General features: G+C 64.7%; 13 protein-coding genes. 4 read left to right on the top strand and 9 right to left on the bottom strand.

The window, feature by feature from the left end:
• Nucleotides 1–1278, top strand: coding sequence for a sensor domain-containing diguanylate cyclase (locus FNL56_RS11240; RefSeq protein WP_143572792.1), 1278 nt, complete (start codon nucleotides 1–3; stop codon nucleotides 1276–1278).
• A 52-nt stretch (nucleotides 1279–1330) separates the two neighbouring features.
• Here the strand turns inward: FNL56_RS11240 and FNL56_RS11235 are convergent, their stop codons facing one another.
• The 9 genes from FNL56_RS11235 to FNL56_RS11195 all read right to left on the bottom strand — a co-directional run bounded on the left by FNL56_RS11235 (nucleotide 1331) and on the right by FNL56_RS11195 (nucleotide 10843).
• Complete coding sequence (locus FNL56_RS11235; protein ID WP_143572791.1) at nucleotides 1331–1831, bottom strand: 2'-5' RNA ligase family protein; 501 nt, start codon at nucleotides 1829–1831, stop codon at nucleotides 1331–1333.
• A gap of 24 nt (nucleotides 1832–1855) precedes the next feature.
• Entirely contained in the window at nucleotides 1856–2533 is a 678-nt protein-coding gene (locus tag FNL56_RS11230; RefSeq protein WP_143572790.1) for a nitroreductase, read from the bottom strand.
• A gap of 273 nt (nucleotides 2534–2806) precedes the next feature.
• Nucleotides 2807–3802: a Bug family tripartite tricarboxylate transporter substrate binding protein gene (locus FNL56_RS11225; RefSeq protein WP_168202904.1), complete on the bottom strand. Its 996-nt coding sequence runs from the start codon at nucleotides 3800–3802 to the stop codon at nucleotides 2807–2809.
• Nucleotides 3803–4005: 203 nt separating this feature from the next.
• Nucleotides 4006–4782: an HpcH/HpaI aldolase family protein gene (locus FNL56_RS11220; protein WP_143572788.1), complete on the bottom strand. Its 777-nt coding sequence runs from the start codon at nucleotides 4780–4782 to the stop codon at nucleotides 4006–4008.
• A gap of 168 nt (nucleotides 4783–4950) precedes the next feature.
• A complete protein-coding gene (locus tag FNL56_RS11215) occupies nucleotides 4951–6036 on the bottom strand; it encodes a malate/lactate/ureidoglycolate dehydrogenase (RefSeq protein ID WP_143572787.1) in 1086 nt (361 codons plus the stop codon).
• Nucleotides 6037–6052: 16 nt separating this feature from the next.
• Complete coding sequence (locus FNL56_RS11210; RefSeq protein ID WP_143572786.1) at nucleotides 6053–6805, bottom strand: ABC transporter ATP-binding protein; 753 nt, start codon at nucleotides 6803–6805, stop codon at nucleotides 6053–6055.
• The gene (locus FNL56_RS11205) at nucleotides 6805–8583 is read right to left on the bottom strand and encodes a branched-chain amino acid ABC transporter ATP-binding protein/permease (RefSeq protein ID WP_143572785.1); all 1779 of its coding nucleotides are present in this window, start codon (nucleotides 8581–8583) and stop codon (nucleotides 6805–6807) included. The genes FNL56_RS11210 and FNL56_RS11205 overlap by 1 nt, the downstream gene beginning before the upstream one ends.
• A complete protein-coding gene (locus FNL56_RS11200) occupies nucleotides 8580–9455 on the bottom strand; it encodes a branched-chain amino acid ABC transporter permease (protein WP_143572784.1) in 876 nt (291 codons plus the stop codon). Before FNL56_RS11200 ends, FNL56_RS11205 begins: the two co-directional genes overlap by 4 nt.
• Nucleotides 9456–9697: 242 nt before the next feature.
• A complete protein-coding gene (locus tag FNL56_RS11195; RefSeq protein ID WP_143572783.1) occupies nucleotides 9698–10843 on the bottom strand; it encodes an ABC transporter substrate-binding protein in 1146 nt (381 codons plus the stop codon).
• 328 nt (nucleotides 10844–11171) lie between these two features.
• On the opposite strand from FNL56_RS11195, the gene FNL56_RS11190 reads away from it, so the two are divergent.
• The 3 genes from FNL56_RS11190 to FNL56_RS11180 are packed head-to-tail and all read left to right on the top strand — an operon-like array spanning nucleotide 11172 to nucleotide 13427.
• The gene (locus tag FNL56_RS11190; protein WP_143572782.1) at nucleotides 11172–11561 is read left to right on the top strand and encodes a 5-carboxymethyl-2-hydroxymuconate Delta-isomerase; all 390 of its coding nucleotides are present in this window, start codon (nucleotides 11172–11174) and stop codon (nucleotides 11559–11561) included.
• An 8-nt stretch (nucleotides 11562–11569) separates the two neighbouring features.
• Nucleotides 11570–12553, top strand: coding sequence for a 3,4-dihydroxyphenylacetate 2,3-dioxygenase (hpaD, locus tag FNL56_RS11185; RefSeq protein ID WP_143581993.1), 984 nt, complete (start codon nucleotides 11570–11572; stop codon nucleotides 12551–12553).
• A 7-nt stretch (nucleotides 12554–12560) separates the two neighbouring features.
• A complete protein-coding gene (locus FNL56_RS11180; protein WP_143572780.1) occupies nucleotides 12561–13427 on the top strand; it encodes a fumarylacetoacetate hydrolase family protein in 867 nt (288 codons plus the stop codon).
• Nucleotides 13428–13597: the final 170 nt, after the last annotated feature.

Here is a 13597-nt window from a genome sequence, read left to right as displayed (position 1 = left end):
ATGGCGCAGATCGTAAGCGACGAAGAGAGACTGCTTGAGTTCCTCTATGCAGCGCCGACCGGGCTGGTGGAGATCAATGCGTTGGGAGCGATCATGATGATCAACCCCTATGCGATGAAACACCTGCTGCCGCTGACCGGCGCACGCGATTCCGGCAATCTGTTTGCCATGCTGGAAAACTCCGCGCCGGAATTGCGCAATCTGCTCGATGGCTTTGACGGCGAGCGTGGCACCGTCTGCGACGGTCACCGCATCACGGTCGACATCGGGCGCGATCGCGACGGCCCGGAGCCCAAGGTACTGGCCTGCACGCTGGTCAAGCTGGACCCCGACCGCGCCATTGCCTGCATTTCGGACATCACCCAGCAGGTCGCCCAGGAGCGGCGGCTGAAACAGGCCGAGACCTGGTTCTCGTCGCTGATGAACGACATCAACGACTATGCCGTGCTTTCGATCACCTCCGATGGCTTGGTCGATGCCGTCAATGATTCATGGACGGCGCAGACCGGCGAAGCCCGCGAGCGGGTGCTCGGACAGACGCTCGCCGATATCTTTCCGTCCACCGACGACGACGCTGTCGGCATGGCCGAGCTGCTGCGGGGCTGTGCGCGCGACGGCTGGCATCTCGACGAAATGTCGCATGTGCGGGCCGACGGCTCGCGCTACTGGTGCCAGCGCCTGCTTGCCGCACGCGTCGGCAGCCAAGGCGATCTCGTCGGCTACACCGTGGTGTTGCGCGATATCGCGCGGCCGGCCTATGACACCGGCGACCTGCGCCGCCTGCTGACGCAGGACCATCTGACCGGCGCGGCCAACCGCGCCCGCTTCCAGCATCTGTTCGAGCGCGCGCAGCAGGCCTGGAGTGAACACGGCACGCCGCTGTCGCTGATCATGCTCGACATCGATCATTTCAAACGGGTCAATGATAGCCACGGACATGTTGCCGGCGATATGGTTCTGACGGCCTTTGCCGAAACGATTAGCCAGACGATCCGTCCGAAGGACGTATTTGCGCGTCTTGGCGGCGAAGAGTTCGCGGTGCTGCTGACCGGGACCCTGTCCGACGCCAGCGAGATGGCCGAACGGCTGCGGCTGGCGGTCGCCGCCATGCGGGTGGCGACGCCGCAGGGCGAATTGTCGATCACGGTCAGCCTCGGCTGCGCCACCGCGCGCATTGGCGAGGATTTGCTGCGTGTCGCCGACGCAGCGCTTTACGTCGCCAAACACACCGGCCGCAACCGCGTGCACAAGGCGGCAAGCGCCGTGGCGGCGGCATGAGGGCTCGCCCCGCTCTGGGCTGAAGGGTGTGGATCGGCTCTGCGCGCCCGCTTCAGCCGGGCGCGAACGGCAGGCGCCGGACCAACCGCCAGGGTCCGCCCAGATACTCCCAGACCAGCAATGCCGTGGCGTGGCCGGCGCGGCCGGCGAAGTCTTCACTGAGCGTCACGAACAGATCGCGGGCGATTTCCGTTTTCACCTTGTTCTGCACCGTCACATGCGGCGTCCATTTCTGGGCGTCCTGTCGCGACAACTCGCCTGCCATCGCGGCGATGATCGCTTCGCGCAGGCGCGCCAGCCCCGGTGATCGCAGATTGAAGGCCACGCCGCCGCCCAGAAAGCGCAAGCCGTCGACATCGAGGTCGATCGGCTGGTCCGGTATGGCAACCAGCGGCAGCCGCTCGATCTGCGCGCCGGACAGGCGATGAAACATCGTGAGATGCGCCGACAACACGTTACGCTCGGGCGGAAAATGTTCACGGCGCAGCGCGTCGAGCCAATCGAAACTGGCATCGTCCAGCTCGGCGGTGAGAATGTAGGTCTTGTCGTTCATGGCGACAGATCAGTCGGTCCAGGTTTACTCGTCGAAGCCGACGAACACGGTGGCTTCCTCGACCGATCGGCGCTCGGACACCACCGCATTCGCCGGGAAGCTGTCGTCCGGCCAGCCCAGCGCGATGCTTTTCATGATCACCTGGTCGTCGGCGATGCCCGCGTGTTCGCGCACCACCGGCGACTGCATGATGCCCTGGCTGTTGATGACGCAGCCCAGCCCGCGCGACCAGGCAGCATTGACCAATGCGGTCGCCACCGCGCCGCAATCGAACGGCGTGTCGTCGCTGCCGTCGAGCGCGCGGTCGTAGGTCACGATCACGCACACCGGCGCGTCGAACTGGCGAAAGCCGCGCAGCACCCAGTCCTGCCGCATCTCCTTGTCGTCGCGCGCGATGCCCATGGCGGAGAATAATTGCTTGGCGACGCCGACCTGGCGATCGCGGTGCGGTCCGGCGAAGGCCTGGCCGGTGCGGAATTCGCGCGACTGCGGCACGCCGGCCAGCATCCGCTCGGTATTGCCGGCGCGGATGCGGTCGAGCGGTTCGCCGGTGATGACGTAGAAATTCCACGGCTGGACGTTCATCGACGACGGCGCGCGCATCGCCAAAGCAATGATTTCCTCGATCAGTTTGCGGGGCACCGGATCGGGCTTGTAGCCACGGATCGAGCGGCGGCCGCGAATGACGTCGTCGTAAAGCATGGTGTTTCCCCAGTGAACCGTCTTGTCAGGATCGTCGCGGCTTCGCCGCTCGAACGCAAGGTGGCGACCCGCGCGTCACCCCTGTCGGAAATGACGCGGTAGCCTTTCCGCATGTCGTCCCCGCGAAAGCGGGGACCCATACGCCGTGCAGTGGCCTCGACGCGCGGCAGATCTCGTCAATTATCACAACGACGGAGGCTATGGGTCCCCGCTTTCGCGAGGACGACTCGCGGAGGCGATGTCGCGGAGTTTCAGCGTCGCTGCGTACTGCACCTATTGCGGCGATCCCAGGCCCGCGGCCAGCTCGGCCCAGATCGGCGCCTCCGTCGCGTAATGCGCCTGGCTGGCGGCCAGCGTCATCGGGCCTTCGTCGATGCCCTGGCTCTTCAGCAGCTCACGCACGCGGTCGCTCTTGCCGGCGTTGACGAACAGCTCGGAGAGTTTGGCAATGATCTCCGGTGGCGTCTTCGCCGGGGCAACGCAGCCCTGAAACGTCAGAAGCGAATGCCCGCGCGAGGTGGCGCCTTGCTCCACGAAGGTCGCCACATCGGGCAGATCCTTGATGCGGCGGCGCGAGACCGCCACCGCGCGGGCGCGCCCGGTCTGCAGCACCGGCAAGGCCGCGGCATAGCTGCCGATGCCGGCATCGATCGAGCCACCGGCGAGATCCGTCCACATCGGCGCCTCGCCGCGGTAATGCACCGCCTCCATCTTGAGGCCGTATTGCTTGTTGAGTTCGACGATCACCATGTGCGCGAACGAGCCGCTGGCATAGGTGCCGACATTCACTTTCTCGGTGCGGCGCGCATAGGCGATGAACTCGGCCAGCGTCTTCGCACCGACCTTCTCATTGACCACGAGCGGCAGGCTGCCGCCCGGCATCACCGAGACCCAGGCAAAATCCTCGGCGACGTTGTACTTGATGTCTTTGATGACCACCGGATTGAGCATGTAAGCGGTGGTATTGCAGATCATCAAGGTGTGGCCGTCGGGCTCGGCGCGCTTCAGCTCCATCGCCGCGACCGCGCCGCCGGCGCCGGCCTTGTTCTCGACCACCACGGTCTGGCCGAGCTCGCGCGACAGATACTCGCCATAGACCCGCGCGAACTGGTCGGTCTGGCCGCCCGCGGCGGAGCCCGCCAGCATGCGGATCGGCTTGGTCGGCCAGGTGCTGGCACGCAGCAGCGACGGCGCGGAAAGCAGCGCGGCGGCTCCGGCGCCGGCACCGATGAGCTGGCGTCGGTTGAGCAGAAGCGAGCGGTTTCGCATGGTCGTCATCCCAGGGGTTGGCCTCATCTCTGCGGACGAGTGCGTCGATTAACGTGTCATTCCGGGGCGCGAGCGCACCAGCGCGAGCGAACCCGGAATCTCGAAGTGTTCATCGTCCCATGTCGGGGTTCCCCACCACTCCAATTGGAGTGGCTGAGGTTCGGTAGCGGCTCGCGCCGCTCCCGCCCCGGAACGACAATAAGTTACGCCTTGCCGCCGGATCCCTGGCGCGTCTCGGCGACCCAGTTCCTCGCGCCGATGGCGAGGATGCCGCTGTCGTTAAGCAGCGTCACCAGCTTGAAGCCCATGTCGATCGCACGCTTGGCGCCGGCGGGGCCCGAGCAGTGGATGCCGGGATAGATGCCGCGGGTGCCGCATTCCTTCACCAGCTTCTCGTAGATCTTCAGGATCTCCGGCTCCTCGCGGTCGAGCTTCGGCACCAGGCCATAGGAGAAGCCGAGATCGGAGGGGCCGACATAGACGCCGGCAATGCCTTCCACGTCGAGAATCGATTCCATATTGTCGACCGCGGTGCGGGTTTCCAGCATCGGAATGCACAGCGTCTCGTCATTCGCGGTCTTCTGGTAGTCGCCGGCGCCACCATAAAGGCCGGAGCGGATCGGGCCGTTGGAGCGGGTGCCGAGCGGCGGATATTTGGCGTATTGCACGAAGTTCTCGGCTTCCTCGCGGGTATTCACCATCGGGCAGATCACGCCATAGGCGCCGCCGTCCAGCACCTTGCCGATGATGCCGGGCTCGTTCCACGGCACCCGGACCATCGGCGTCACCGGCTGGCCGCTCATCGCCTGGAAGCATGTCACCATCGACTGATAGTCCTGCACGCCGTGCTGGATATCGACCGTGACGCTGTCGAAGCCGCATTGCGCCATCACCTCGGCGGAGAATCCCGACGGGATCGCCAGCCAGGCGTTGACGACAACTTTTCCGGATGCCCAGATTTCCTTGACTCGGTTTGCCATTGTTTTTCCTTTTCCACTCGATTTCAGAATGCGTCATTGCGAGGTCAGGGAAAGCCAATTGGCTTTCCCCTTAGCCCTTGCGACGAAGCAATCCAGTCTTCTTTCGCTTGTGGCTCTGGATTGCCGCGTCGCTTCGCTCCTCGCAATGACGGGTGATGGTGAAGCGCTCTAATTGGTAGCGTTGCGAACCGCCTCTTCGCTGACGCCGACTTCACGGGCGGTCTGCACGATGGCGCTCCAGGTCTCGTCGGGCAAGGGCACGCCGTTCGCCGTGCGATCGGCGCGCGTCATGGCCTCCTTGTCGCCGGGGATCAGCACATGGTCGGTGCCGGCCGCCGGCTTTGTGTCCTTGAAGTAGTCGATGTAGCGCGTCACCTCGCCGTCGAAGAAGTTCGCAGGATCGATCCGCTTCGGATCGACATAGATCGCGAACATGCCATTGGCGAAGGGGCGGTTCGGCTTGGTGGCGCCGTTGCCGGTCAGCGCGCCGCCCAGCAACTCGCACATCAACGCGAGGCCGGAGCCCTTGTGCTCGCCGAAGGCGCGGATCGCGCCCGTGCCCTTGGAATGGTCGCGCGGGCCGTTGGCCTCATGCGGGCCGTAGAGCGAGGTGGGGTCCTCGCTCAGCGTGCCGTCGAGATCGATCAGCGCGCCGTCCGGCAGCTTCTTGCCGCCGCGGCTGGCGACCAGCACCTTGCCTTCGGCGACGATCGAGGTGGCGAAATCCAGCACCACCGGCGCCATGCCGGGGCGCGGAATGCCGACGCAATACGGCGCTGTCGAAAGCCTTCGCTCGACGCCGCCATAGGGCGCCACCAGCACCGAGCCCGCGGCGTTGACGAAGTGGATCGAGATCAGCCCCTCCTCCGCCGCCATCTCGGCCCAGTCGCCGATGCGGCCGATATGACCGGAGTTGCGCGTGGCGATCGCGGCGAGGCCCGTGGCCTTGCACTTCTCGATGCCGATCCTGACCGCCTGCGGCCCCACCGTCTGGCCATAGCCGAAGCGGCCATCGACCACCGCCAGCGACGGCGTGTCGACCGGCACTTCGATGGTCTGGTTCGGCACGATCATGCCGCTGTTCTTCCAGCGGATGTAGACCGGCACGCGGATGACGCCGTGGCTGTCATGGCCGGTGAGGTTGGCCGTGGTGAGGTAGGTGGCGATGCGCTTCGCCTCTTCGGCGGAGGAGCCGGCATGCGCGAACACGTCGGCGACGAAGTCGATGAGCTTGGTGACTGGAACTGTAACCATGGGTGGACATTCGCCCTTATACGTTGGTTGCGAGCGGCTTTTCGTCAGAAGGCTTGGCGTGGCCGCCGAGATAGGCGGCGGCGATCGCCTCGTTGCCCCATAATTCATCCGGTTTGCCGCCAAGTACAATCCGTCCCGTTTCCAGCACGTAGCCCTGATCGGCGACCGACAGTCCCATGCGCGCGTTCTGCTCGACAAGCAAGACCGTGGTTTGCATGCGTATCTCGCTGACAATGCGGAACACCGCCTGCACGATCACCGGCGCCAGTCCCAGCGAAGGCTCGTCCAGCAGCAGCAGCCGCGGCTTGGCCATCAGGCCGCGCGCCACTGCGACCATCTGTAGCTGGCCGCCGGACAGCGTCCAGCCCAGCGCGTCGGTGAATTTGCGGATGTCCGGAAACAGGTCGAACATCGCGTCGGCCTCTTTCGACAGCTCGGCCTTCGACGCCCGGCGGTTGGAGCCGCCGAGCATGATGTTCTCTTTCACGGTGAGGCCGGGAAACACCCGCCTCCCCTCCGGCACGTGGCTGATGCCCATCCGCACGATCGCTTCGGGACCGAGGCCGGCGATGCTTTTTCCGTCAAATAGAATGTCGCCCTGCGCCGGCCGGGCAAGGCCGGAGATCGCGCGCAAGGTGGTCGACTTGCCGGCGCCGTTGGCGCCGAGCAGCGTCACCACCTGGCCTTCATCGACGCTGAAGGAGACGCCGCGCAAGGCCACGATCTCGCCGTAGCGGACATGGAGGTCGTTGATTTCCAGAAGCGCCATCAGTCTGTCCCGAGATAGGCGGAGACGACGTCGGGATGCCGCAGCACCGCCATCGATTCGCCGTCCGCGATGCGGCGCCCGAAGTTGAGCACGGTAATGTGCTGGGCGGCCTCCGACACCAGCGTCATGTCGTGGTCGATGATCAGGATGGTCAGCCCCTGCGCCGCGATGCGCTTGAGCAGCTCGTGCAGTTCGAGCTTCTCGGTCGAGTTGAGGCCCGCGGCGGGCTCGTCGAGCAGCAACAGCGTGGGGTTGGCGGCGAGCGCGCGGGCAATCTCGATCAGCCGCTGGTGGCCGTAGGAGAAGCTGGAGATTAACTCATTAGCGCGCGGGCCGAGGCCGACGAAGGCCAGCGCCGCCATCGCCCGCAGCGTCAGCGCGGCTTCGCCGCCATTGCCGATCAGCGTGTTGCCCGGCCGCTCGGCGCCGATGATAACGTTCTCCAGCGCGGTCATCGAGCGGAACAACCGGATGTTCTGGAAGGTGCGCCCGAGCCCCGCCGCGGCGCGCAAGTGCGGCGGCATGGTCGTGACGTCGGTGCCGTCTAGCAGCACGCGGCCGGCGGTCGCCTCATAGAGGCCGGACAACACGTTGAGCGTGGTGGTCTTCCCGGAGCCGTTCGGCCCGATCAGCGCATGCACGCCGCCGCGGCGCACCGCGATATCGACATCGTCCACGGCCTTGAGGCCGCCGAAATGCTTGGCGAGGCCGGTGACTTCCAGCACCATCTCGCCGCCGGTCTTGGCCGGCGCCAGCACCAAAGGCAGGCCCTCAGCCGGCAGCTTCACCTTGCGGCGGAAGCGGTCGAAGAAGGTGGTGACGAAGCCCCAGATTCCGTCCGGCATGTAACGGATGATCAGGATCACCGACAGGCCGTAGATGGCGAGATACAGGCCGGGGACGCTCTTGAGAAAGCGCAGCCATTCCGGGATCAGGATCAGCAGGCCGGTGCCGATTGCCGAGCCGATTGGAGAGGCCACCCCGCCGAGTAGCGACATGGTCAGGAATACGATGGATTCCGCGAACGAGAACTGGTCCGGGCTGATATAGGCGAAGCCGCCGGCGAACAGCCCGCCGCCCAGGCCGCCGAGTACGGCGCAAATCGCAAAGGCATAGATCTTGGTACGAAACACGTCGATGCCGTTGACGCCGGCGGCGAGTTCGTTGTCGCGCACCGCGCGCATGGCCCGGCCGAGCCTTGTATCCGGCAGGTGCCAGACGAGGTAACCGACCAGCGCCAGCATCGCGACGCAGAAGGCGAGATAGGATTGCGACGACTGGAACAAAGCGGGACGGCCGATCTTGCCGACGCCGTCCGGCCCGTGCGTCAGCCAGATCGCGTTGATCATCACCAGGGTCACGATCTGCTGGAACGAGATCGTCACCATCGCGAGGTAATGCCCGCCGAGCCGCAAGGTGGACATGCCCAGCACGGCGCCGGCGAGCAGCGCCATGATGCAGCCGGCCACGAGGCACAGCCAGTAGCTGATCTGGTAGTCCGCGGTGCCGATGCCGACGGCATAGGCGCCGAAGCCGAAGAACGCCGCCTGCGCCAGATTGATCTGGCCGCACAGGCCGAGCACCACCGAGAGGCCGAACACGGCGATCGCAAAGGTCGTCGCCTGCATCAGGATGTTGAGGATATAGCCATCGAACGAAGCGGAGGCTGCCAGCGCCACCACGATGGCCGCGCCGATGAAATACGGCGAGTGCCGGATCAGCAGCGGCGTCGGACGTGCGAGCTGTTCGATGGTCTGGACGTGTTCGGTGCTGCTCATGCTTTTTCCGCCACGCGCTCGCCAAAGATGCCCTGCGGGCGGAACACCAGGAACATCACCAGCACCAGGAAGGCGAAGGCGTCCTTGTACGGAACGGATATATAGGCTGCACCAAAGGTCTCGATGATGCCGAGCGACAGACCGCCGATGATCGCGCCGGTGACGTCGCCGAAGCCGCCGATGATGGTGGCGGCGAAGGCCTTCAGCGCGATGGTCGAGCCCATCTGGATCGAGACGAACAGGATCGGCGCCACCAGAATGCCGGCGAGGCCGCCGAGCACGGCCGAATAGATGAAGGTGATCATGATCATGGTGGAGACGGAGATGCCGAGCAATGACGCCATCTCCTTGTCCTGCGAGGTGGCCTGCAGCTTCTTGCCGAGCATGGTCTTTTCGAAGAACCAGTAATTGAACGCGACCAGGATCATCGTCACCACGATGATGAGCAGATACTGGCTGTCGAGATAGACCGGGCCGAGCTGGATGCCGGGGGTCTCGAACCAGCCCTCCAGCACCTGCGGCTGCGGGCCGTACAACGCCAGCACGCCGTTCGCCATCAGGATGGAGGCGCCGATGGTGGCGATGATGACCGGCAGATAGGTGCGGTGGCGCAGCGGATAATAGACACCGAGATTGAACACCGCGCCGAGGATCGCCATGCCGGCCAGCGCCAGCAGGAACGACAGCCAGTATGGCAGCGCCAGGTCGACGGCGAACACCACCATCAGATAGGCCGCCACCATCGAGAATTCGCCTTGCGCGAAATTGACGACGTTGGTGGCGCGGAAGATCAGCACGAAACCGAGCGCCACCAGCGCATAGACCGCGCCGATCCCGATGCCGGTGAAGAGAAGTTGCAGGACAAGATCCATTGAAAGGGACTCGGTAGGAGGGCAGTTAGGCGGTCATTCCGGGGCGCGAGCGCGTCAGCGGCGGCACCACCATGTCATTCCGGGGCGGACGACAGCGGCGAAGCCGTCTGGCGGGCGAACCCGGAACCTCGAAATGTTCATCGTCCCATGTCGAGGTCCCCCGCCACTCCAATTCACTCCAATTGGAGTGGCTGAGGTTCGCTCGAGCTTTCGCTCTCGCGCCCCGGGACGACAGTGTGAGGTTAGTCTGCAAACTCGATGTGCTTGTCGAAGACGATATTGCCCTTCTCGTTCCGGACGATGTTGTAGCCGTGCAACCCGTCGCCCTTGTCGTCGAAATTGTACTCGCCTTCGGCGCCGGGGAATTTCTTGATGGCGACGATCGCCTCGCGGATCTTCTGCGGATCGGTCGAGCCGGCCTTGTTGATCGCCGCAGCCAGCACCGTTACCGCGTCATACGGCCACGAGCTCTGGTTGTCGGGCGCCACCTTGTAGGCGTCGCGATAGGCCTTGCCGAACGCCTTCGACGCCTCGGAGGATTCCTCGGCGTAATCGGCGACGCCATAGGTCCCGTACAGCGCAGGTCCCGCCAGCTTCAGCGCGGTGACGTTGACGATCGAGGGCGAGCCGACCCACGGAATGGTGACGCCGAGCTGGCGCAGCTGGCGAGCAAAAATGCCGAGGTCGTTCTCGAAGGTGAAGTAGGAGCCGAGAATATCCGCGCCGGACTGCTTGATCGCCAGCACGACGGGCGTGAAATCCTGGCTCTGGTTGGCATAGCCCTGGTCGATCGCGATCGTCGCGTCGAGCTTGCCGAGAGCCTCTGTGAGTGCCTTGCCGCCGGCGGTGCCGAAGGCGTCGGTGGAATGCAGCACGGCCCACTTCTTCTTGCCGAGCGTCTTGACGCCGTAATCGGCGATCACGCGGCCGGAATAGGTGTCGTTGGGGCGAAAGCGGAACAGCCAGGGATTGCCGAGCTTGGTGAGATTCGGATCGGTGCCGCCGAACATCACCGGCTTGCCGAGCTTCATGACGTCGGGCGCCATCGCATGGACCTGCGTCGAGCGGATCGAGCCGAGGAAGCCGACGATGTCGGACTGCGCGGCGAGCTTGGAGAACGCCAGCACGATGCCGGGATTGGTGGTCTGGTCGTCCTCGACGATCAGTTCGAGCTGCTTGCCGAGCACGCCGCCGGCCTTGTTGATCGCCTCCACGGCGAGTTTGGCGCCGCCGGTGGCGTATTTGCCGGCTTCGGCGGCGGGGCCGGTGATCGGCGCGCACATCCCGATCTTGATGGTCGCACCTTGCGCGCGCACGCTGCCGATGAGGTAGGGTGCCGTCATACCTGCGGCGAGACCCGCCGTGAATCCACGTCTCGTGAGCTTCATCATATCCTCCCTCAGAGGCCGGTCGTGAGCGCCAGCCTTCTTGATGTGGCGAGTTGAGCGAAAAGTTTTTGCGCTGTCTACCGACTCTACTGATAGGCGCGGATCTCCAGGCAATCAAATTCTCTTTTGGCGGAGGCAAGGTCGTGGTGTGAGAACGCGGCGCGCGCCGCCCTAATTCCGCAGCACGAATTGCCCTGGCGTCACATGCCTAAAGCCGATGCAATCGCGCATGCTGCAGTGCGGCGCGAACGACTGTACTATACCCATCGCGTGATATTTGGTAGAAGCTCGCGCCAAGCCAATCACCAGTTTCGGTCAACGAGACGCCATGCCGCATTTTACCCTGCAATATTCCGCCAACCTCGACGACACGCTCGATATCGCGGCGGTCTGCGAAGTCGTGCGGCAGGCGGCGGTCGCGACTGGCATCTTCCCGCTCGGCGGCATCCGCGTCCGCGCCATCCGCTGCTCCAATTTTGCCATCGCCGACGGCCGGTCTGACTACGCCTTTCTCGACATGGTGCTGCGGATCGGCGAGGGCCGAGACCTCGCGACGCGACAACAAGCGGGCGCACATGTGTTCAAGGCGCTGTCGGATCATCTCGATCCGGCCTTCGCAAAACAGCCTTTGGCGCTGTCGTTCGACATCCAGATCAACGACAGCGCGATGAGCTGGAAGCGCAATACGATTCATGACGCGCTGAAAGCAAAAGCCTAGGAATCCCCATGCCCGTTCCACAGCATATCTTCGATCCGCCGTTCAACATCCTGCGCGCCAGCCATGTCGTGCTCGACGTCTGCGACCTCGACGCCAGCCGCGCGTTTTATGAGATCACCATCGGGCTGCACGTCGAGGACGCCGATGACGATACGGTGTACCTCCGCGGCTTCGAGGAGCATCAGCATCACTCGCTGGTGCTGCGCCAGGCGGCGACGCCGGCCTGCGCGCGGATCGGCTTTCGCGTCGGCAATGACGCCGATCTCGACAAGGCCGCTGCGTTCTTTGCCGCCAACGGCATGGTCTATGCCTTCGTCGAGCGCCCGCATCAGGGCCGCACGCTGCAGGCGACCGATCCGTTCGGCTACCGGATCGAACTGGTCGCGCAGATGGAGCGCCGCCCGTATCTGCTGCGGCGCTACGACCTCTACAAGGGCTGCCACCCGCAGCGGCTCGACCATTTCAACGTCTTCGCGGCCGAGCTGCAGGCCACCGTCGATTTCTACGCGCGGCTCGGCTTCCGGCTCACCGAATATGCCGAGGAAGACGGCGAGAACGGCCGCATCGCCGCGGCCTGGATGCACCGCAAGGGCAATGTGCATGATTTCGCGATCACCAACGGCATTGGCCCGCGGCTGCACCATTTCGCCTATTGGGTGCCGAACCCGATGAACATTCTGCACCTCTGCGACGTGATGGCGTCATCGGGCTATCTGAAAAACATGGAGCGCGGCCCCGGCCGCCACGGCATTTCAAACGCCTTCTTCCTCTATGTCCGAGACCCCGACGGCCACCGCCTCGAACTCTATTCCAGCGACTACCAGACGATGGATTTCGATCACGAGCCGTTGCGCTGGTCGCTGAAGGACCCGCGCCGCCAGACGCTGTGGGGGGCGCCCGCGCCGCGCTCGTGGTTCGAGCAGGGCTCGGTGTTCGCCGGCCAGGACGTGCGCCCGCCGCTGTTCACGGCGGATGTGACGATTGCGGATTGAACCTGACATGGCCCCTCGCCTCGCTACCTTCGCCGTCAACGGCGCGACAAAATACGGCGCCGTCACCGACAGCGGCATCGTCGATCTCTCGACGCGCTATGCCCAGGACTATCCGACGCTGCGCGAGGCGATCGAACATGGCGCGCTGCAGCGCCTCGCCGATGCCGCGGAAAACCAGCCAGCGGATTTTGCACTCGACGACGTCACCTTCCGGCCGCCGATCCCTCAGCCTGAAAAGATCATCTGCGTCGGCGTCAACTATCCCGACCGCAACGCCGAATACAAAGACGGCCAGGACGCGCCGAAATATCCCAGCCTGTTCCTGCGTACGGCGCGCTCCTTCGTCGGCCACAGGCAAAATTTGGTGCGGCCGCGCGCGTCACCGCAACTCGATTATGAGGGCGAGGTGGTGCTGGTGATCGGCAAACCCGGCCGCCACATCGCCGAGCGCGACGCGCTGGATCATATCGCCGCGCTGACCTTGTGCAACGAAGGCACCATCCGCGACTGGGTGCGGCACGCCAAATTCAACGTCACGCAGGGCAAGAATTTCGATTCCACCGGCAGCCTCGGGCCGTGGATCGTGCCCTATACGAACGAAGCGCAACTCGCCGACATCCGCCTGACCACGCATGTCAACGGCGAATTGCGCCAGGATGATCGCACGTCGCGGCTGATGTTCGACTTCCGCTATCTGCTGCACTACATCTCGACCTTCACCACGCTGGTGCCCGGCGACGTCATCGTCACAGGGACGCCGACCGGCGCCGGCGCCCGGTTCGATCCACCGCGTTACCTCGTGCCCGGCGATGTCATCGAGGTCGCCGCAGACGGCATCGGCACGCTGACGAACGGCGTGGTAGATGAAACCTGAGCTCGGTCCTTCACCTCTCTCCGTTGGGGAGAGGTCGATCGGCGAAGCCGGGCGGGTAAGGGCTCGGGACTATCGATGGCGCGCAGCCCCCTCACCCGGCCAGGCTTCGCTGCGCTTCGCCCGGCCGACCTCTCCCCAACGGGGAGAGGTGATCGAGCGTTGTTGAGAAT

The sequence above is a fragment of the Tardiphaga sp. vice304 genome, assembly GCF_007018905.1.
GTDB lineage: Bacteria > Pseudomonadota > Alphaproteobacteria > Rhizobiales > Xanthobacteraceae > Tardiphaga.
The sequence above is the reverse complement of the archived record's forward strand: the minus strand, read 5'-3'. Positions and strand labels throughout refer to the sequence as shown.